The 19151-nt window shown below is 41.8% G+C and carries 9 protein-coding genes, 20 tRNA genes, 3 rRNA genes and 1 pseudogene; 4 read left to right on the forward strand and 29 right to left on the reverse strand.

Annotation, left to right across the window (positions count from 1 at the left end; all coding sequences use genetic code 11):
• Positions 1-507 precede the first annotated feature (507 nt).
• The 5 genes from ACEPXD_RS12990 to ACEPXD_RS13010 form a co-directional block, all read right to left on the reverse strand.
• Positions 508-1941: an o-succinylbenzoate--CoA ligase gene (locus tag ACEPXD_RS12990; protein WP_391116560.1), complete on the reverse strand. Its 1434-nt coding sequence runs from the start codon at positions 1939-1941 to the stop codon at positions 508-510.
• A gap of 73 nt (positions 1942-2014) precedes the next feature.
• Entirely contained in the window at positions 2015-2833 is an 819-nt protein-coding gene (gene menB, locus ACEPXD_RS12995) for a 1,4-dihydroxy-2-naphthoyl-CoA synthase (protein ID WP_391116562.1), read from the reverse strand.
• Between the two features lie 2 nt (positions 2834-2835).
• The gene (menH, locus tag ACEPXD_RS13000; RefSeq protein WP_391116564.1) at positions 2836-3657 is read right to left on the reverse strand and encodes a 2-succinyl-6-hydroxy-2,4-cyclohexadiene-1-carboxylate synthase; all 822 of its coding nucleotides are present in this window, start codon (positions 3655-3657) and stop codon (positions 2836-2838) included.
• Positions 3645-5357, reverse strand: a complete 1713-nt coding sequence (gene menD / locus ACEPXD_RS13005; RefSeq protein WP_391116566.1) for a 2-succinyl-5-enolpyruvyl-6-hydroxy-3-cyclohexene-1-carboxylic-acid synthase — start codon at positions 5355-5357, stop codon at positions 3645-3647. The genes menH and menD overlap by 13 nt, the downstream gene beginning before the upstream one ends.
• Positions 5350-6711 carry an isochorismate synthase MenF gene (locus ACEPXD_RS13010; RefSeq protein WP_391116568.1) on the reverse strand — a complete coding sequence of 454 codons (1362 nt, stop codon included), beginning with the start codon at positions 6709-6711 and terminating at the stop codon, positions 5350-5352. The genes menD and ACEPXD_RS13010 overlap by 8 nt, the downstream gene beginning before the upstream one ends.
• A 208-nt stretch (positions 6712-6919) precedes the next feature.
• Here ACEPXD_RS13010 and ACEPXD_RS13015 point away from each other — a divergent pair, with 208 nt between their 5' ends.
• Together ACEPXD_RS13015 and ACEPXD_RS13020 are read left to right on the forward strand one after the other, a co-directional pair.
• Positions 6920-7831 carry a 1,4-dihydroxy-2-naphthoate polyprenyltransferase gene (locus tag ACEPXD_RS13015; RefSeq protein ID WP_391116570.1) on the forward strand — a complete coding sequence of 304 codons (912 nt, stop codon included), beginning with the start codon at positions 6920-6922 and terminating at the stop codon, positions 7829-7831.
• Positions 7832-8635: 804 nt separating this feature from the next.
• Positions 8636-9040: a VOC family protein gene (locus ACEPXD_RS13020; protein WP_391116572.1), complete on the forward strand. Its 405-nt coding sequence runs from the start codon at positions 8636-8638 to the stop codon at positions 9038-9040.
• Between the two features lie 271 nt (positions 9041-9311).
• Here ACEPXD_RS13020 and ACEPXD_RS13025 read toward each other — a convergent pair.
• From ACEPXD_RS13025 to ACEPXD_RS13140, 24 genes and pseudogenes are all read right to left on the reverse strand, one after another.
• Positions 9312-9554: pseudogene (locus tag ACEPXD_RS13025) on the reverse strand (transposase); the annotation flags it as partial.
• 139 nt (positions 9555-9693) lie between these two features.
• A tRNA-Glu gene (locus ACEPXD_RS13030) sits at positions 9694-9765 on the reverse strand.
• Positions 9766-9771: 6 nt separating this feature from the next.
• Positions 9772-9862 (reverse strand) — tRNA-Ser (locus ACEPXD_RS13035).
• 7 nt (positions 9863-9869) lie between these two features.
• Positions 9870-9944, reverse strand: a tRNA-Asn gene (locus ACEPXD_RS13040).
• Between the two features lie 4 nt (positions 9945-9948).
• Positions 9949-10025, reverse strand: a tRNA-Ile gene (locus ACEPXD_RS13045).
• A gap of 5 nt (positions 10026-10030) precedes the next feature.
• Positions 10031-10104: transfer RNA gene (locus ACEPXD_RS13050), tRNA-Gly, on the reverse strand.
• Positions 10105-10108: 4 nt separating this feature from the next.
• Positions 10109-10184, reverse strand: a tRNA-Phe gene (locus tag ACEPXD_RS13055).
• A 168-nt stretch (positions 10185-10352) separates the two neighbouring features.
• Positions 10353-10428: transfer RNA gene (locus tag ACEPXD_RS13060), tRNA-Asp, on the reverse strand.
• A gap of 3 nt (positions 10429-10431) precedes the next feature.
• A tRNA-Met gene (locus ACEPXD_RS13065) sits at positions 10432-10506 on the reverse strand.
• A 77-nt stretch (positions 10507-10583) separates the two neighbouring features.
• Positions 10584-10676 (reverse strand) — tRNA-Ser (locus tag ACEPXD_RS13070).
• A 10-nt stretch (positions 10677-10686) separates the two neighbouring features.
• Positions 10687-10763 (reverse strand) — tRNA-Ile (locus ACEPXD_RS13075).
• A gap of 6 nt (positions 10764-10769) precedes the next feature.
• A tRNA-Met gene (locus tag ACEPXD_RS13080) sits at positions 10770-10843 on the reverse strand.
• Between the two features lie 28 nt (positions 10844-10871).
• Positions 10872-10947 (reverse strand) — tRNA-Ala (locus tag ACEPXD_RS13085).
• A gap of 13 nt (positions 10948-10960) precedes the next feature.
• Positions 10961-11037 (reverse strand) — tRNA-Pro (locus ACEPXD_RS13090).
• A 7-nt stretch (positions 11038-11044) separates the two neighbouring features.
• Positions 11045-11121 (reverse strand) — tRNA-Arg (locus ACEPXD_RS13095).
• Positions 11122-11139: 18 nt separating this feature from the next.
• A tRNA-Leu gene (locus ACEPXD_RS13100) sits at positions 11140-11228 on the reverse strand.
• A gap of 15 nt (positions 11229-11243) precedes the next feature.
• Positions 11244-11318: transfer RNA gene (locus ACEPXD_RS13105), tRNA-Gly, on the reverse strand.
• Between the two features lie 16 nt (positions 11319-11334).
• Positions 11335-11419: transfer RNA gene (locus ACEPXD_RS13110), tRNA-Leu, on the reverse strand.
• Between the two features lie 24 nt (positions 11420-11443).
• Positions 11444-11516: transfer RNA gene (locus tag ACEPXD_RS13115), tRNA-Lys, on the reverse strand.
• Positions 11517-11522: 6 nt separating this feature from the next.
• Positions 11523-11598, reverse strand: a tRNA-Thr gene (locus ACEPXD_RS13120).
• A 13-nt stretch (positions 11599-11611) separates the two neighbouring features.
• Positions 11612-11687: transfer RNA gene (locus ACEPXD_RS13125), tRNA-Val, on the reverse strand.
• A 101-nt stretch (positions 11688-11788) separates the two neighbouring features.
• A 5S ribosomal RNA gene (gene rrf, locus ACEPXD_RS13130) occupies positions 11789-11904 on the reverse strand.
• 122 nt (positions 11905-12026) lie between these two features.
• Positions 12027-14954, reverse strand: a 23S ribosomal RNA gene (locus ACEPXD_RS13135).
• A gap of 231 nt (positions 14955-15185) precedes the next feature.
• Positions 15186-16739: ribosomal RNA gene (locus ACEPXD_RS13140) — 16S ribosomal RNA — on the reverse strand.
• The 16S, 23S and 5S rRNA genes sit together here with 20 tRNA genes alongside, the layout of an rRNA operon.
• A gap of 674 nt (positions 16740-17413) precedes the next feature.
• Here ACEPXD_RS13140 and ACEPXD_RS13145 point away from each other — a divergent pair.
• Entirely contained in the window at positions 17414-18127 is a 714-nt protein-coding gene (locus tag ACEPXD_RS13145) for an MgtC/SapB family protein (protein WP_391116574.1), read from the forward strand.
• Positions 18128-18143: 16 nt separating this feature from the next.
• Positions 18144-19133, forward strand: coding sequence for a cation diffusion facilitator family transporter (locus ACEPXD_RS13150; RefSeq protein ID WP_391116576.1), 990 nt, complete (start codon positions 18144-18146; stop codon positions 19131-19133).
• Positions 19134-19151: the final 18 nt, after the last annotated feature.

The raw sequence follows: 19151 nt of genomic DNA on the forward strand, positions 1-19151 counted from the left end.
TTAAGTGTATTTTGTCTTTACTATTTCCCGTGTGCTTTGGACGAAACATCAGCTACACTATTCCCGTTATAGTTATGGATCGTGATGTGACTACGTCACTTCACGATCCATTTTTCATTTACATTCTAATCTTTTATTAAAAAAAGTCATTTTTTAATTATTAAGTGTGGCTATCCGCTCGTAAACGGATGCCATAAGCCCCTTCTTATTACATAAACCCATTAAGCAGCGCTATGTGCACATTAAGCGTGGCTATACGCTCCTAAAAGGATGCCATAAGCCCCTTCTGATTTCAAAAACCCATTAACCTGCGCTATATGCACATTAAGTGTGGCTATCCGCCCCTAAAAGGATGGCTTAAGCCCCTTCTGATTCCATAAACCCATTAACCTGCGCTATATGCTCAAAAGATGGCTTTTTTCAATTAGGAGCATATATAGAGAACAAATGGTTACTTACATGAGCAAATTGGTTGCTTTCAGTCATCTTTTAATCTCCATTAGCCATTTATTTCAAATTTTGCTCACACTTAAATAACTCTCTGCGCATCAGCTTATTCGAAGCATTTCTCGGCAATTGCTCCATAAAGTGATAGGCAACTGGTTGTTTATAAGAAGCCATTTCCGTTTTCATAAATGCTCTTAGCTCTTCTTCACTTACCTCTTCCTTTAACACAACAAATGCAACAGGAACTTGTCCCCATTTGTCGTCTTGCTTTCCAACAACACCCACTTCTTTCACCGTTGGATGTTTTGCTAATGCTTGCTCTACTTCCGCAGGATATATATTTTCACCACCGGAAATGATTAAATCTGAACGGCGATCCACTACAAATAAATACCCTTCCTCATCGATATATCCTATGTCACCCGTATGAAGCCAACCGTCTACTAAAGGATTATTCAACTCAGCTGCACCTACATACCCATTTGTCACATGTGGACCCTTAATACAAATTTCTCCAATTTGATCTTCTCCATCAATACGAACATCAGCAAAGAAAAGCGGTTTACCTGCAGAGCCTAATTTTCGAATAGCATCTTCGCTCGATAATGTCGTTGTCTGAGAAGCAGTTTCTGTCATTCCGTATGTTTGTAGCACAGGAATATTTCGTTGAATTGCCCTTTCTAAATAATTTAACGGCACTGGTCCCCCACCTACTAGCATCGATTGAAACGTATTTGGAAAGGATACATTTCTTTCTTCTAGAACCGAAATAATTCTTTCTAGCGTCACTGCAACGACAGACATCCTAGTAACTGTTCCACTAATAATTTCTTCCACTACATCTTCTGCATCAAACTTTATATGAAGATTTACCGTCATCCCATACAAAACGGAACGCATTAATATAGAAAAACCACTAATATGAAATAAAGGAACTGTACATAACCAGCAATCATTTGGTTGAACTCCTAAATTGAGTGCAGAACCAGTTGCATTCATCACATGATTTTCGAGTGATTGCCGAACCCCTTTTGGATTACCTGTCGTTCCCGACGTATACATAATCGTGATAGTTCGATTTTTTGGCCACTCTTTTTCTATTTTGAATGTAGTTTGTTCTACTAGCTTGATCTCTTCAAATGAGAGCCTATTAGGATAAGTTAAATTTCTTTTCTCTACACAATCGACTAATAAATAATCAGTTTTGCTATCCTGTAATTGATAACGCAACTCTTCATCAGTTAACCGCTCATTTAACATAACTAACTCACAACCAAGTTGCATACACCCGTGTATTGCAATGACTAATTGTGGATCCGATGCTGCTAAAATGGAAATTCTCATTCCAGATCTTATGCCCTTAGTATATAGTTTTTCTGCAAATTTATTGGCTTCATTAGACAGTTGTTCAAATGTCCATGTTTTCTCGTTAAATCTTAAAGCAATTCGATTTGGTGTTAGACTTGAACGTTTTACTAATAAATTCGGATACAAAGTACTCGTCTCCTTTAGATAAAAAAGCCGCCCTAGAAAAGGACAGCTTTCTCAAAATTCATTGATGCAATAATTATGGAAAACGTGGGAATTGACCGAAATCAGGTTTACGTTTTTCTTTAAATGAATCGCGGCCTTCTTTTGCTTCATCCGTTGTGTAGTAAAGAAGTGTAGCATCTCCTGCCAATTGTTGAAGACCTGCTAAACCATCCGTATCTGCGTTCATTGCAGCTTTTAGGAAACGAAGTGCAGTTGGGCTCATTTCAAGCATTTCTTCACACCACTGTACCGTTTCGTCCTCTAATTGTGCGTAAGGAACTACCGTATTGACTAAGCCCATATCTAGCGCTTGTTGTGCGTCATATTGACGGCATAAATACCAAATTTCACGCGCTTTTTTATGTCCGATAATACGAGCCAAATAACCAGAACCATATCCAGCATCAAAAGAACCAACTTTAGGTCCTGTTTGACCAAACTTAGCATTGTCCGCAGCAATTGTTAAGTCACAAACAACGTGAAGTACATGTCCTCCTCCAATTGCATAACCAGCTACCATGGCTACAACTGGTTTTGGAATTACACGGATTAATCGTTGTAAATCTAGTACATTTAGACGAGGAATTTCATCTTCTCCAACGTATCCACCATGTCCGCGTACTTTTTGGTCTCCGCCTGAACAGAATGCATGCTCCCCTTCACCAGTCAAAATGATAGTACCTACATTTCTATCATCACGCGCGCGTGAAAATGCATCAATCATTTCCATTACTGTTTTTGGACGAAATGCATTTCGTACTTCCGGACGGTTAATCGTCACTTTTGCAATCCCATTATAAAACTCATACTTAATATCTTCATATGTATGTAAGGTTGTCCATTCACGAGTCATCCTTAGTCCTCCTTTAAAATAATATCCTTTACTATTGTAGCAAACAATTCGGGATTTTCCACATGAATTGCATGTCCCGCATTACTAATTTGCATGTGCTTACTGTTTGGAAGAATTTTTTTCATCTCAACAGCTACCTCATAAAACTTTTGATCTAACTCTCCAGTAACTAAGGTAGTTGCAACTTTCATAACTTCTAGATTACCCCAGTAAGAAGGTTGTATTCCTGTACTAAATCCTTTCAAACTATTCGAGAGCCCCACTTCTGATCCTGCAAGTCTTTCCGACCGAATAGCCTTCTGTTTTTCGAATGATAAGCTTTTTTGCGAATGAAATAAAGGAATGTCCTCCCAAAAATCGACGAAGGCAGAAATTCCTTCATTTACTATTCTTTCCGCAAGCAATTCATCCGCCTGTTTTCTTGTTACACGCGCTTCTTCATTAGCTAAGCCAGGAGAACTACTCTCAAGAATTAACTTGTCTACAGAATATTTAGCTGCATAAGCAAGCGCTAATCTACCTCCCATAGAATAACCGACGAGCGTAAAATGACTCCATTCCAACAATTGAAATAACTTATGCAAGTCTTCTATTTGTTCTTCGGCATAATAGCGAGTAAATTCGGTTGGCTTAGATGTTTGCCCATGTCCAATTAAATCAACTGTTAATATTTCCACGGATGAAGGAAGAAGGGTGATTACTTCATCCCATGTAGCACTAGAACCAGTAAACCCATGAAGGAATACTATTTTTTCACCTGCTCCGATATTATATCTCTTCACATGCATAATTATATTACGAATTTTTACATTTAAACTTTCCAAATCGAGTCTAGCTCCTCCGAAATAGCTGCCCATAGTTTTCGGTGTGTTTCTGTATTCACTTGCCGATTCGTAAACACTTCAATTATACGAACATCTTTCATCTTCTGCTGATTTAATACACGAACGAATTGCTCTTTTGAATGTACTGCATCATATTGTGCATCATACATAGCAGCAATATGTGAAAATTCTAAGCCAGTAGGAGTTCCAAATAGGTGCTCAAAGTAATTTGTTTCATTGGACTGAGGTAAATAAGAAAAAATACCACCACCATCATTATTCATAATGACAATTGTTAAATCAGTTTGCTGAAATCTACTTATGATCAAACCATTAACATCATGGAGAAAAGCTAAATCTCCAATAAGTAGATAACTAGGACGATTTTTCGCTACTTGAACACCAAGTGCAGTAGAAACAACACCATCTATCCCGTTCGTACCTCTGTTAGCATATATTTGGATATCCTTCGTTGTTTTATTGAAAAATGTATCTACGTCACGAATCGGCATACTACTACTCGCAAATAGATCAACACCATTTGGTAATGATTCAAATAAAATAGCTGCAAGTGCCCCTTCGTCCTCTTCTACTTCCATATAAGCTTGAAGGTGTTTGGTAGCTATATTATTCGCTTTTGTCCAATCTTCTAAATAGCTAGATGATAGTTTTTCTTCCATTGGAATCCATAAAGAAGTAGCTCCAACCTGAACATGGTGTGTCACAATATGAAGCGAGTCACGGAAAATAGGACTTTCATCAACTGCGATAAAAATGGTCGGTTTACATGCTTTTAAAAATTGTGTGAGCGGTTTAGAAACAGGCTGCGCTCCAAAACGAATAACAACATCCGGAATAACATAGCCTTTAAATGCATTTTCTTTTAAAATCGCATCATACTGATCAATACATAAAGGCAAACAATCTTCTGGAATCGAACAACGTAAATTAGACAAAGGATCTGCTAATACTGGCCATTGAACCTTTCTTGCAAACTCCCAAAATCCTGCCATTGTTGGAAGTGAATCACCAACAATGATTAACCCCTTCTCTTTCGTTTGCAATAATTCCTTGTACCAACTAATAAACCCCTCACTAGGCACTAGTTGTCCCATTTCCGTCTGACTTACCTGCATCGAAGAATGTTGCTGCTCCATATTAATCAGAAGAGGCTCACGGAATGGTACATTAATATGAACCGGTCCCATTGGCAAGGCTTTTGCTGTCGTAATTGCACGATGAATATGGCGTTCGATAAAAGGTAAACTTTCATCATTATCCTCTGGGATAGGAAAATCTACAGACCATTTCACATGCTTTCCAAACAAATGGACTTGATCAATCGCTTGAGGTGCTCCAACTTCCCGTAGTTCATGCGGACGATCTGCTGTAATAACAAGTAATGGAACACGGGCATAATAAGCCTCTACAATAGCAGGGAAGAAATTCGCTGCAGCTGTCCCTGATGTGCACAGTAATACCACTGGCAGTTTTTTTGCTTTCGCGATTCCTAATGCAAAGAATGCCGCTGATCGCTCATCGATTTGACGATAAAAATGAAATCCTTCACTTTTTGCAAAAGCATATGCGAGTGGTGTCGATCTAGATCCAGGGCAGATGACGACATCTTCCACACCCGCTTGCTTTACTGTTTCAACAAATTGATTGACATATGACGTCAAATAAGCACTATTATTCATTCATATTCCCCCCAAGTGTCCGAAGCATTGGTCGAAACTTCACACGTGTTTCTTCAAATTCTTCTAAAGAGGAGGACTCAGCAACGATTCCACCGCCCGCATATAAATAAGCATGTTCATTTTCTAATAATGCAGAGCGAATGCCAACCGCAAATTCACCATCGCCCTCTGTATCTATCCAACCTATAGGTGCCGCATAATACCCACGATTCATTTGCTCTGATTCTCTAATGATGGTAACTGCTTCTTCTCTTGGCTCGCCACCCATTGCTGGAGTTGGATGTAATGCTTCTACCAACTGAAAAAGTGAAGCAGAATTCTTTAACTGTCCTTGTATTGGCGTATGCAAATGCTGGATATCTCTTATTTTAAGTAGTTTAGGTCTTGAGGGAACTTTCACTTCATCGCAAAATTGCTCAAAGACTTTATTAATCATATCCACGACATATTTATGCTCTGCTAAATTTTTCGGATCAGCTAATAAACTTTCACCAAGTTGTCTATCCTCAACTGATGTTTCACCGCGTTTAATCGAACCTGCAATTCCTGCCGAAAGCGCCTCTCCGTGCTCAACCTTTACTAAGCGTTCAGGTGTGGCACCAAAAAATATTTTATTGTCTTTCTCTAATCCAAATAAATAGCTTTCTGGTTGCTCTATGGAAGTATTATAAAGAACACTTGCAGAAGAAAAAACCTCATCAAATGTAAGTTTTAGAGAACGTCCTATTACAACTTTTTTGACTTCATTTTCCCTAATTCTTTTCGTAACATCTTCTACTGCTTGTAAATATGCTTCTTTTAACCGATCTTCTCTTGCAACTAATTTAGACTTAGCATGATTTTTTAATTCTTTTACTTGAGACGTGTGTATTAAAGCATCTCTTTCGATTCGAAGTTGTTCAAACGTATCCATATTATTTTCTTTATCCGTTATTAAATGAATACTGACAAACGCTTGTTCATTTCGAATAACTAATTGAAAAGTAGATATTGCAAAAAATGCAGATGGGAATGTATCCCACTCTGAAGATATTTTATTGAATGGATCAAAGGAAAACCCACCAAAAAGTATTGGTGATACATCTGCTTTTTCCTTTAGAGATAACTGACATAACTCTTTCCATTTTGAAGCAATATCCTGATATCTTTTCTCTTCAAGTTCATTGGCAATTGTATGAGCATGTCCTAATCCTACTAATGTAAAATTCTTCTCTTTATTTTGCCAGAAAAAACGTTTACCTTTATAGTATTCATCTCCTGCCTCAAAAAAAGCATGAGCGGATAATCTCGATACCTCAATTGTTTCCGTATAGAAACGTAATGTTGTCTTCTTTTGGCCGGTGGTGTTCGGCATATATATTACCTCCGTAAAATTACCTTTTGAATAGTTAATTTTTCTAATAAAATTGGCCTCTGCGATTTTAGAAGTGGCAGACCTTATACTGAGTAAGGTTAAAATACTCTACCCCTAATCATACAACTTTCTACCGTTTTCGGCACACATTTAGGAGCGAAACTATGCTAAAATTGATATTGATTCTTTTAAAGGAGAGAAAAAACCTATGTCACATGAACTAAAAGCCGATACAGGCTGGCGCGTTTGGTGGAAATTAACAAGACCACATACTTTGACTGCTTCATTTGCTCCGGTATTTTTAGGAACAATGATCGCTCTTTACTACGCTAACATTAACTGGCTACTATTTTTGGCTATGTTATTTGCTTGTCTTTTTATTCAAGCTGCAACCAATATGTTTAATGAATATTACGATTTTGCCCGAGGACTCGATCATGAAGAATCGGTTGGAATTGGTGGAGCAATTGTTCGAAATGGTGTTAAACCTAAAACAGTCATGCAATTAGCTCTATTACTTTATGGAATTGCTGCATTACTAGGACTTTACATTTGCTACGAAAGCTCTTGGAAGTTATTAATTGTTGGAGCACTCTCTATGGCTATAGGATACTTATATACTGGTGGGCCATATCCTATTGCATATACACCATTTGGGGAATTATTTAGCGGGTTATTTATGGGCATGTTAATCGTTTTAATTGCTACTTACATTCAAGTTGGAACTGTACCAAACTTTGCGATTTTACTTTCTGTTCCAAGTGCTTTACTTGTAGCAGGGATCATGCTTTCTAATAATACTAGAGATCTTGTGGAAGACCAAGCAGGCGGCAGAAAAACAATGGCAATACTCGTAGGTAGAAAAAATGCAGTTACCATCTTAGCTTCTTACTTTATCATATCCTACATATGGATTGTTATTTTAGTAATTATGCAAGTTGTTACCCCTTGGACTCTTTTAGTCTTACTAAGCATAAAAAAACCAATTCATGCGATTAAATTGTTTAGAGAAAAAGAAAATACAATCGAAGTAGCACCAGCAATGAAAGATACAGCACTCACAAACACGATATTTGTTTTTCTTCTTGGGATTGGGTTACTTTTAGGTTATTATATTTGAATAGAACATAAAAACAGCTAGGAAGTCTCTTCCTAGCTGTTTTTTATATGCTACTTTCTTATTTTTTGAGAAAAGAGCAAGCGCCATTTAAGTACATATGGTATTCACCAATTCCCGAGGGCTTTGGACTAAACATCGGCTACACTATTTCTGTTGGAATTATGGATCGTGAAGTGAACGCTTCATGATCCACTTTTTTCGGTAACCTTGTGGTGGGTGTTTCTCCGTCGTCCTCTTATAATGTATAGAGACATGGTGTAGAAGGTTTGGTTAATGAGGTACTTAATATCCTGTTCTACTCTTTTAAAAGCATACGAAGAGTCAATTTCGTCCACTCAGTGCTTTTATTATTTTGAACTAAAAAAGTATGTTAAAGGAAAAGGGTGATTTATATTAAAATGGTATGGTGACACCTACCCTACAACTGATTAAATTTTTTTCACCTAAACTGGATATTTATGTTAAAATAAGAATGAGTTTTTGAAGGTTTACACTTAAACTAACGGTGCAGTTTAGTTCAAGAGTGTTGTTTAACTTGTGTTCAACAATCGGGCCAGATCGCTGAAAAATAGCAGTAGTCTCTTGATCTTTTGGTACTTACAACCATAAATGTTTACGATTAATAGGGGTGAAACGAACAATAATAACGGTTTAGTAAGTTTTACTAAACTTTACAGGGAATGAAGGAGACTATGTCGAAAATATTGTATTGACGCTTATAATAAGTAAAATTAGGAGGAGGAGACGTATGCTAAATTTCAATAAGAGAACCGAGGATGTGTTACTTAAGGGAGACGTGCAAAGATGAGCAGCTATTCGCCAAAGTCAGATCGAGACAAGACTAATATTGCCCCTTGGCTTTCAGTAAGCAACGTGGCGGAGGCAATAAACTATTACCAAGCTGCGTTTGGCGTGGTAAAGCTATATCTTCTTAACGACGATAATGGGAAGCCCGTTGTCACTCAATTATCCTTAGGGGGAGCAGATTTCTGGATTCAAGAGGACCCAGACTCCAGCCCTGATACGGTAGGACGAGGATCTTTTCGAATGATTGTAACAGTAAAAGATCCAGATTCGATGTTTGAGCAGGCGCTCGTCGCAGGAGCAACCGAAGTCGCTCCTGTAAGTGAAGGTTACGGCTGGCGTGTAGGGCGCGTGGTCGATCCGTTTGGCTATCATTGGGAGATTGGAAAGCCACTCAGCAATTGAGTGGATTTTTTTAATGAGACAACATCACTTATCTTCAACTAAAAGGCCCGATTGTTGAATAAGCTTCACTTTTCTTCTTCAACTAACGAGGTGCTTTAGTAAAAAATGGACAGCAAAATACATGAGCTTGGAGATACATTTCCCAGCTCATTTTTTATGTGCATTTTTATTTCTTATAAAATAACGAATAATCTTGGCACTTAGTATTCAAAGTCTCTCAGTCTTAACTTATCTGCTGTTTCCCCAAGTTCCATGGACACTTGCCAAGATATTTACAACAGTCTTTGCACTTATAACGTTGGCGACCATCTCGTTTACCATGACGAACCACTGATGAACTACCACAATGACAACAATGAAAGCCATGTGAAAACTTCCTCTCCCTCAACTCACCAAGTAAAGTTCCTTGTTGTGAAGCAGACGGCGATAAATGACGAGTTAGATAACCTAAAATGGATTCTTTGTCTCTATCGTTTAAAGTAGAAATATCAGCTATTATGTTTGCTAAAGTCATTTGAATTGCCTCTTTTGTTATTAATACAGTTAGAATACTACAAAAGAGGAAGGTTTATTCAAAATCAACCAATAACTTAAACATAACCATAAAAAAAAAGAGTAATCATATAAATGATTACCTTTTTCCTTTAAATTTATGACCCCTACGGGATTCGAACCCGTGTTACCGCCGTGAAAGGGCGGTGTCTTAACCGCTTGACCAAGGGGCCTATATATGGCGGAGAAGGAGGGATTTGAACCCTCGCGCCGGTTACCCGACCTACACCCTTAGCAGGGGCGCCTCTTCAGCCACTTGAGTACTTCCCCATATATATGGCTCCGAAGGTAGGACTCGAACCTACGACCAATCGATTAACAGTCGATTGCTCTACCACTGAGCTACTTCGGAATAATGGTGGGCCTAAATGGACTCGAACCATCGACCTCACGCTTATCAGGCGTGCGCTCTAACCAGCTGAGCTATAGGCCCATTATTGGAGCGGGTGAAGAGAATCGAACTCTCATCATCAGCTTGGAAGGCTGAGGTTTTACCACTAAACTACACCCGCATTATGGTGGCTCAGGACGGAATCGAACCGCCGACACAAGGATTTTCAGTCCTTTGCTCTACCGACTGAGCTACTGAGCCTCTTCTATTTACGCTAAGCGGCGCATATCTCGTCAACAAGACTAGTTCAATTAGTCACGTACTTGAGCACGTTTCTTCTTTCACATGATTGCTTCCTTGACTTGCTTGCTTATCCTAAATCTCTAATAAATATGTACTGTTTTAAATCTATTAAAACTTATAAATAAATGGCGGTCCCGACCGGGATCGAACCGGCGATCTCCTGCGTGACAGGCAGGCATGTTAACCGCTACACCACGGGACCATTTGGTTGCGGGGACAGGATTTGAACCTGCGACCTTCGGGTTATGAGCCCGACGAGCTACCACTGCTCCACCCCGCGATAATAATATACTTGCTAATATTAACTTATCTATTATAGAATGATAATTCTTATTTCCAACAACAATGTATTAAAAATGGAGGAGGAAGAGGGATTCGAACCCCCGCGCGGTATAACCCGCCTGTCGGTTTTCAAGACCGATCCCTTCAGCCGAACTTGGGTATTCCTCCGAAATATTGTTGGTGGACCTTGCAGGACTCGAACCTGCGACCGGACGGTTATGAGCCGTCTGCTCTAACCAACTGAGCTAAAGGTCCTTAAGATGGCGGCAGAGGGAGTCGAACCCACGACCTTTCGGGTATGAACCGAATGCTCTAGCCAGCTGAGCTACGCCGCCAAGATTTTTAAATGTTTCGCAATAAATATGGTGGAGCCTAGCGGGATCGAACCGCTGACCTCCTGCGTGCAAGGCAGGCGCTCTCCCAGCTGAGCTAAGGCCCCATTTTTTAATAACTGGTCGGGAAGACAGGATTCGAACCTGCGACCCCTTGGTCCCAAACCAAGTGCTCTACCAAGCTGAGCTACTTCCCGTCATAAATGGTGCGCTCGGCAGGACTTGAACCTGCAACCTCTTGATTCGTAGTCAAGTGCTCTATCCAATTGAGCTACGAGCGCATATTTCTTTCATAAAAGTGGTGCCGAGGACCGGAATCGAACCGGTACGGTAGTCACCTACCGCAGGATTTTAAGTCCTGTGCGTCTGCCAGTTCCGCCACCCCGGCACTTAAATGAATCTTTGGAGCGGAAGACGAGGTTCGAACTCGCGACCCCCACCTTGGCAAGGTGGTGTTCTACCACTGAACTACTTCCGCTCGGTTATGAAATTAATGGTGCGGGTGAAGGGAGTCGAACCCCCACGCCTTGCGGCGCTAGATCCTAAGTCTAGTGCGTCTGCCAGTTCCGCCACACCCGCATACATAATTCACTTTAAAAGTGATGAGCCATGTAGGATTCGAACCTACGACCCTCTGATTAAAAGTCAGATGCTCTACCAACTGAGCTAATGGCTCGAAAAATGGTGCCGGAGAAAGGACTTGAACCCTCAACCTACTGATTACAAGTCAGTTGCTCTACCAGTTGAGCTACTCCGGCAATTGTAGAAAAATGGTGGAGGATGACGGGCTCGAACCGCCGACCCTCTGCTTGTAAGGCAGATGCTCTCCCAGCTGAGCTAATCCTCCTGGGTAATATTACAATAAGTAAGTCATTTTTGCGTCAACTTCATTTGTTCTAGTAGTCAATTACTTTAATTTCCTTACTACTTTTTATGTATTTATTGCAAGCCTAGCGACGTCCTACTCTCACAGGGGGAAACCCCCAACTACCATCGGCGCTGAAGAGCTTAACTTCCGTGTTCGGTATGGGAACGGGTGTGACCTCTTCGCCATCATTACTAGACTTGAATAATTATTGAAAGACAAGTTTTATTATAACAACTCTGTAGAAAATTACAAGAGTTTTTTTAAAAAAATTATTCTTTCAAAACTGGATAAAAGACATTGGTGTTTGCAAATTCATATTTGGTTAAGTCCTCGATCGATTAGTATTCGTCAGCTGCACATGTCGCCACGCTTACACCCCGAACCTATCTACCTCATCGTCTTTGAGGGATCTTACTTACTTGCGTAATGGGAAATCTCATCTTGAGGGGGGCTTCGTGCTTAGATGCTTTCAGCACTTATCCCGTCCACACATAGCTACCCAGCGATGCTCTTGGCAGAACAACTGGTACACCAGCGGTGTGTCCATCCCGGTCCTCTCGTACTAAGGACAGCTCCTCTCAAATTTCCTACGCCCACGACGGATAGGGACCGAACTGTCTCACGACGTTCTGAACCCAGCTCGCGTACCGCTTTAATGGGCGAACAGCCCAACCCTTGGGACCGACTACAGCCCCAGGATGCGATGAGCCGACATCGAGGTGCCAAACCTCCCCGTCGATGTGGACTCTTGGGGGAGATAAGCCTGTTATCCCCGGGGTAGCTTTTATCCGTTGAGCGATGGCCCTTCCATGCGGAACCACCGGATCACTAAGCCCGTCTTTCGACCCTGCTCGACTTGTAGGTCTCGCAGTCAAGCTCCCTTCTGCCTTTACACTCTTCGAATGATTTCCAACCATTCTGAGGGAACCTTTGGGCGCCTCCGTTACACTTTAGGAGGCGACCGCCCCAGTCAAACTACCCGCCTGACACTGTCTCCTACCCGGGTTACGGGTATGGGTTAGAATTTCAATACAACCAGGGCAGTATCCCACCGACGCCTCCTCCGAAGCTGGCGCTCCGGGCTCTAAGGCTCCTGCCTATCCTGTACAAGTTGCACCAAAATTCAATATCAAGCTATAGTAAAGCTCCACGGGGTCTTTCCGTCCTGTCGCGGGTAACCTGCATCTTCACAGGTACTATAATTTCACCGAGTCTCTCGTTGAGACAGTGCCCAGATCGTTACGCCTTTCGTGCGGGTCGGAACTTACCCGACAAGGAATTTCGCTACCTTAGGACCGTTATAGTTACGGCCGCCGTTTACTGGGGCTTCAATTCGCACCTTCGCTTGCGCTAAGCACTCCTCTTAACCTTCCAGCACCGGGCAGGCGTCAGCCCCTATACTTCACCTTACGGTTTTGCAGAGACCTGTGTTTTTGCTAAACAGTCGCCTGGGCCTATTCACTGCGGCTCTTCTAGGCTATACACCCAAAAGAGCACCCCTTCTCCCGAAGTTACGGGGTCATTTTGCCGAGTTCCTTAACGAGAGTTCTCTCGCTCACCTTAGGATTCTCTCCTCGACTACCTGTGTCGGTTTGCGGTACGGGCACCTATCACCTCGCTAGAGGCTTTTCTTGGCAGTGTGAAATCAGGAACTTCGGACTAAGTCCTCGCCATCACAGCTCAATGTTACAGAGTGCGGATTTGCCTACACTCACACCTCACTGCTTGGACATGCATAACCAACAGCATGCTTACCCTATCCTTCTGCGTCCCCCCATTGCTCAAACGGTGGTTTGGTGGTACAGGAATATCAACCTGTTGTCCATCGTCTACGCCTATCGGCCTCGACTTAGGTCCCGACTAACCCTGAGCGGACGAGCCTTCCTCAGGAAACCTTAGTCATACGGTGGATGGGATTCTCACCCATCTTTCGCTACTCATACCGGCATTCTCACTTCTAAGCGCTCCACCAGTCCTTCCGGTCTGACTTCAACGCCCTTAGAACGCTCTCCTACCACTGATACCATAGGTATCAATCCACAGCTTCGGTGATTTGTTTAGCCCCGATACATTTTCGGCGCAGCGTCACTCGACCAGTGAGCTATTACGCACTCTTTAAATGATGGCTGCTTCTAAGCCAACATCCTGGTTGTCTAAGCAACGCCACATCCTTTTCCACTTAACAAATACTTTGGGACCTTAGCTGGTGGTCTGGGCTGTTTCCCTCTTGACTACGGATCTTATCACTCGCAGTCTGACTCCCAAACATAAATCATTGGCATTCGGAGTTTGTCTGAATTCGGTAACCCGGGATGGGCCCCTAGTCCAAACAGTGCTCTACCTCCAAGATTCTAACGTTTGAGGCTAGCCCTAAAGCTATTTCGGAGAGAACCAGCTATCTCCAGGTTCGATTGGAATTTCTCCGCTACCCACACCTCATCCCCGCACTTTTCAACGTGCGTGGGTTCGGACCTCCAGTAAGTGTTACCTTACCTTCATCCTGGACATGGGTAGATCACCTGGTTTCGGGTCTACGACCACATACTCATTCGCCCTATTCAGACTCGCTTTCGCTGCGGCTCCGTCTTCTCAACTTAACCTTGCATGTAATCGTAACTCGCCGGTTCATTCTACAAAAGGCACGCCATCACCCATTAACGGGCTCTGACTACTTGTAGGCACGCGGTTTCAGGATCTATTTCACTCCCCTTCCGGGGTGCTTTTCACCTTTCCCTCACGGTACTGGTTCACTATCGGTCACTAGGTAGTATTTAGCCTTGGGAGATGGTCCTCCCAGATTCCGACGGAATTTCACGTGTTCCGCCGTACTCAGGATACACTCAAGAGAGAATGAACTTTTGACTACGGGGCTTTTACCCTATCCTGCGGACCTTTCCAGATCGCTTCGTCTAGCTCATTCCTTTGTAACTCTATGTAGAGTGTCCTACAACCCCAAGAGGCAAGCCTCTTGGTTTGGGCTATTCCCGTTTCGCTCGCCGCTACTCAGGGAATCGATTTTTCTTTCTCTTCCTCCAGGTACTTAGATGTTTCAGTTCCCTGGGTGTGCCACAGATACGCTATGTATTCACGTAAATGTACTGCTCCATTACGAACAGTGGGTTTCCCCATTCGGAAATCTCCGGATCAAAGCTCACTTACAGCTCCCCGAAGCATATCGGTGTTAGTGCCGTCCTTCTTCGGCTCCTAGTGCCAAGGCATTCACCGCGCGCCCTTATTAACTTAACCTAATTTGGTCCTCCGTGAAAACACGGACTTCCTATAGTAGTTAAAAATACTACGCAAAATATAATCACAAAAGTGATTACAAATTGAATTTCTTGAATTTGTTTCTTTCAATGTCTTTTTATCCAGTTTTCAAAGAACAAGTTTTCAAATGCTCATAAAAATGAACATTCAAAACTGAACTGCAAAACGTTAAGATACAGATAAAAATCTGTATTCCGATATTATCCTTAGAAAGGAGGTGATCCAGCCGCACCTTCCGATACGGCTACCTTGTTACGACTTCACCCCAATCATCTGTCCCACCTTCGGCGGCTGGCTCCCGTAAGGGTTACCCCACCGACTTCGGGTGTTACAAACTCTCGTGGTGTGACGGGCGGTGTGTACAAGGCCCGGGAACGTATTCACCGTGGCATGCTGATCCACGATTACTAGCGATTCCGGCTTCATGTAGGCGAGTTGCAGCCTACAATCCGAACTGAGAACGGTTTTATGGGATTAGCTCACCCTCGCGGGGTTGCGACCCTCTGTACCGTCCATTGTAGCACGTGTGTAGCCCAGGTCATAAGGGGCATGATGATTTGACGTCATCCCCACCTTCCTCCGGTTTATCACCGGCAGTCACCTTAGAGTGCCCAACTAAATGCTGGCAACTAAGATCAAGGGTTGCGCTCGTTGCGGGACTTAACCCAACATCTCACGACACGAGCTGACGACAACCATGCACCACCTGTCACCGCTGTCCCCGAAGGGAAAGATCTATCTCTAGAACGGTCAGCGGGATGTCAAGACCTGGTAAGGTTCTTCGCGTTGCTTCGAATTAAACCACATGCTCCACCGCTTGTGCGGGCCCCCGTCAATTCCTTTGAGTTTCAGTCTTGCGACCGTACTCCCCAGGCGGAGTGCTTAATGCGTTAGCTGCAGCACTAAGGGGCGGAAACCCCCTAACACTTAGCACTCATCGTTTACGGCGTGGACTACCAGGGTATCTAATCCTGTTTGCTCCCCACGCTTTCGCGCCTCAGCGTCAGTTACAGACCAGAAAGCCGCCTTCGCCACTGGTGTTCCTCCAAATCTCTACGCATTTCACCGCTACACTTGGAATTCCGCTTTCCTCTTCTGTACTCAAGTCCCCCAGTTTCCAATGACCTTCCACGGTTGAGCCGTGGGATTTCACATCAGACTTAAAGGACCGCCTGCGCGCGCTTTACGCCCAATAATTCCGGACAACGCTTGCCACCTACGTATTACCGCGGCTGCTGGCACGTAGTTAGCCGTGGCTTTCTAATGAGGTACCGTCAAGGTACGAGCAGTTACTCTCGTACTTGTTCTTCCCTCACAACAGAGTTTTACGATCCGAAAACCTTCTTCACTCACGCGGCATTGCTCCATCAGACTTTCGTCCATTGTGGAAGATTCCCTACTGCTGCCTCCCGTAGGAGTCTGGGCCGTGTCTCAGTCCCAGTGTGGCCGATCACCCTCTCAGGTCGGCTACGCATCGTCGCCTTGGTGAGCCGTTACCTCACCAACTAGCTAATGCGCCGCGGGCCCATCCTGTAGTGACAGCCGAAACCGTCTTTTAACATCTCCCCATGTGAGGAAATGGATTATTCGGTATTAGCCCCGGTTTCCCGGAGTTATCCCAATCTACAGGGCAGGTTGCCCACGTGTTACTCACCCGTCCGCCGCTAAATCAGAAGAAGCAAGCTTCTTCGTCATTCGCTCGACTTGCATGTATTAGGCATGCCGCCAGCGTTCGTCCTGAGCCAGGATCAAACTCTCCATAATAGAGAACTTAAAAAGCTCATTTTGTTTTGCTGGCATCATCATTAAATGATGTCCAAATTGTTTTGCTATCGAACTAACCGAAGCTAGTCTTTCAAGCTGTATGTCTTAACGTTTTGCATGTTCAGTTTTCAATGTTCATGTTGTCGTCTTGTTTTGACGACTTTATTATTGTATCTTCTTTCACTAACGATGTCAACAACTTTTTTAACTTGTTTTCAAAAGTGTTTGTCTGTCGTTCTGAAGGACAAGTATTAGTATACCCAGTATTGAAATGAGAATCAATACCTTTTTTTAAAAAGGTATATTTTATCAACTATTGTTGTACTAAAAGAGTATACAAACCCTTCTATGACAACAATTTTAATACGAATATTAAATCTGTTTAACTCTTTAGTTAGAAGGAAAAAAAGGAACTTTACCAATATAATCGTCATGCAGAGGTCTAATAATAACTCGAATTAGTGGTGACAACATAAAACAAAACGTAATGAGAATTAGGCATCCTATTCCCCTTAATAAAAATAGTCTTCCTTGTTGGGAGTGCTATCATCACAATTAATCCAATTATGATTACATCAATATAAGTAAACTAAACGAAAGAAGTTCAATTGTTAACGACGTAAGTAGAAACATATCTTCTTTATAAAGAGATAAATAAAGCGGGGGAATTTTTGATGGATTTCATATATACAGGAAATACAGAAATATTATTAAAATTATGTTTAGCTGCATTATTAAGTTTAATAATAGGTATAGAAAGGGAACTAAAGAAGAAACCAATTGGATTAAAAACAAGTATTGTTATTGCTACTTTTAGTTGTTTATTAACGTATATCTCCATTGAAACAGCATATACAGCAAGCCCGCGTGAAGGAATAAATATTACAATGGACCCCCTTCGCCTAGCAGCACAAATTGTAAGTGGAATTGGTTTTTTAGGTGCAGGCGTCATTTTACGCAAAGGTAATGATAGCATTACAGGATTAACAACCGCTGCAATGATTTGGGGAGCTGGCGGAATAGGTATAGCAGTCGGTGCCGGATTTTATATTGAAGCGGCATTATCTGTTTGTATTGTGTTGATTGGTATAGAATTAATCCCCCCTCTCCTCACTAAAATTGGACCAAAGCGTTTACGTTCAAAAGAATTATCGATGAAGGTGCTTGTTCCAAATGAAAGTAGTATTACGGATGTCTATCAGTATTTACAGGACAACAACGTATATATAGAAAGTATACGAATTAAAGATGTCATTTTCGGCGATAATGTAATGAAACACGAAATGGAAATGCGCTTATCTATTGTAACTAAAAAAAATACAGTAGATTTTTATCTTATGATGAAACAAGAAGATTTCATTGAACGTATGGAAGTTGCATCGATCTAGTGAAAGGAGCAATACTATGCTTGAATTATTCACACTATTAAAAGGCGGAAATAGATCCTCCTTAACAGCAGCAATTGTAAATACAATTATCGCTCTAATAAAAGCAGGTGCATTCTTCTTTACTGGCAATGTCGCAATGTTTGCAGAGATGATGCACTCAATAGGAGATGCCGCTAATCAATTTTTCGTATATACAGGGTCAGCATTATCTAAAAAAGCCCCTACACCTAGATTTCCAAATGGATTTGGCCGGTTAATAAATTTAGTATGTTTAGGGGCAGTAATAATCGTAGGTATTCTTTCATATGAAACTATTAAAGAAGGATGGCATCACGTTCAACACCCTACTACTTCTACTGGTGTTGCAATAAGTCTAGTTGTTTTAGGAATTGGTATCCTATTAGAATCTACCGTTCTTTACAAAGCAGGTAAGGAAATTCTACATGAAAGCGGTATAAAAAATTCGTTGTTCGGGCCAATTACAACAAGCTTCACTTATATAGATCGAGCTAAACCAGCGACTAAGCTTGTATTTATGGAAGACTTAGTTGCTACTGCTGGTGGAATTTTAGCCTTTACTGCAATACTAATCTCACATTTCACTGGTTTCTTACAAGCAGAAGGAATTGCTTCGATGATAATCGGATTAATGATGTTCTATGTTGTTGGAAAAGTATTTCTTGATAATGCAAGAGGTGCTTTAGGAGAAACAGATGAACAAATGCTTGTTCACATTGCCCATATCGTGTCTGAAAACATTCATGTAAAAGATATTAAAGAATTAGAAGTCATAAAAGAAGGGGAATTTTTACATGTGAATTTAGTTGTAGAGATAGATCCAACATTATCATTTGCTGAAGTAGACGACATTCACGATGTATTGAAAGAGCTTATTTTAAACCAACAAAGTGTTACAGATGCAACAATTTCCTTCGATGAAGATGATGGTATTAAAAAATGGAAGCATCATAAAGATAAGAAAACTACATTAAAAACACATGACTAAGTATTTGCTCAGTCATGT

Source organism: Psychrobacillus sp. L3 (assembly GCF_042945595.1).
Taxonomy (GTDB): Bacteria; Bacillota; Bacilli; order Bacillales_A; family Planococcaceae; genus Psychrobacillus.

Excerpts from the sequence above, each read along its gene's own strand:
- menB (WP_391116562.1), bottom strand. The coding sequence starts at position 2,833 with ATGACTCGTGAATGGACAACCTTACATACATATGAAGATATTAAGTAT.
- menD (WP_391116566.1), bottom strand. The coding sequence starts at position 5,357 with ATGAATAATAGTGCTTATTTGACGTCATATGTCAATCAATTTGTTGAA.
- ACEPXD_RS13010 (WP_391116568.1), bottom strand. The coding sequence starts at position 6,711 with ATGCCGAACACCACCGGCCAAAAGAAGACAACATTACGTTTCTATACG.
- ACEPXD_RS13015 (WP_391116570.1), top strand. The coding sequence starts at position 6,920 with ATGTCACATGAACTAAAAGCCGATACAGGCTGGCGCGTTTGGTGGAAA.
- ACEPXD_RS13020 (WP_391116572.1), top strand. The coding sequence starts at position 8,636 with ATGAGCAGCTATTCGCCAAAGTCAGATCGAGACAAGACTAATATTGCC.
- ACEPXD_RS13145 (WP_391116574.1), top strand. The coding sequence starts at position 17,414 with ATGGATTTCATATATACAGGAAATACAGAAATATTATTAAAATTATGT.
- ACEPXD_RS13150 (WP_391116576.1), top strand. The coding sequence starts at position 18,144 with ATGCTTGAATTATTCACACTATTAAAAGGCGGAAATAGATCCTCCTTA.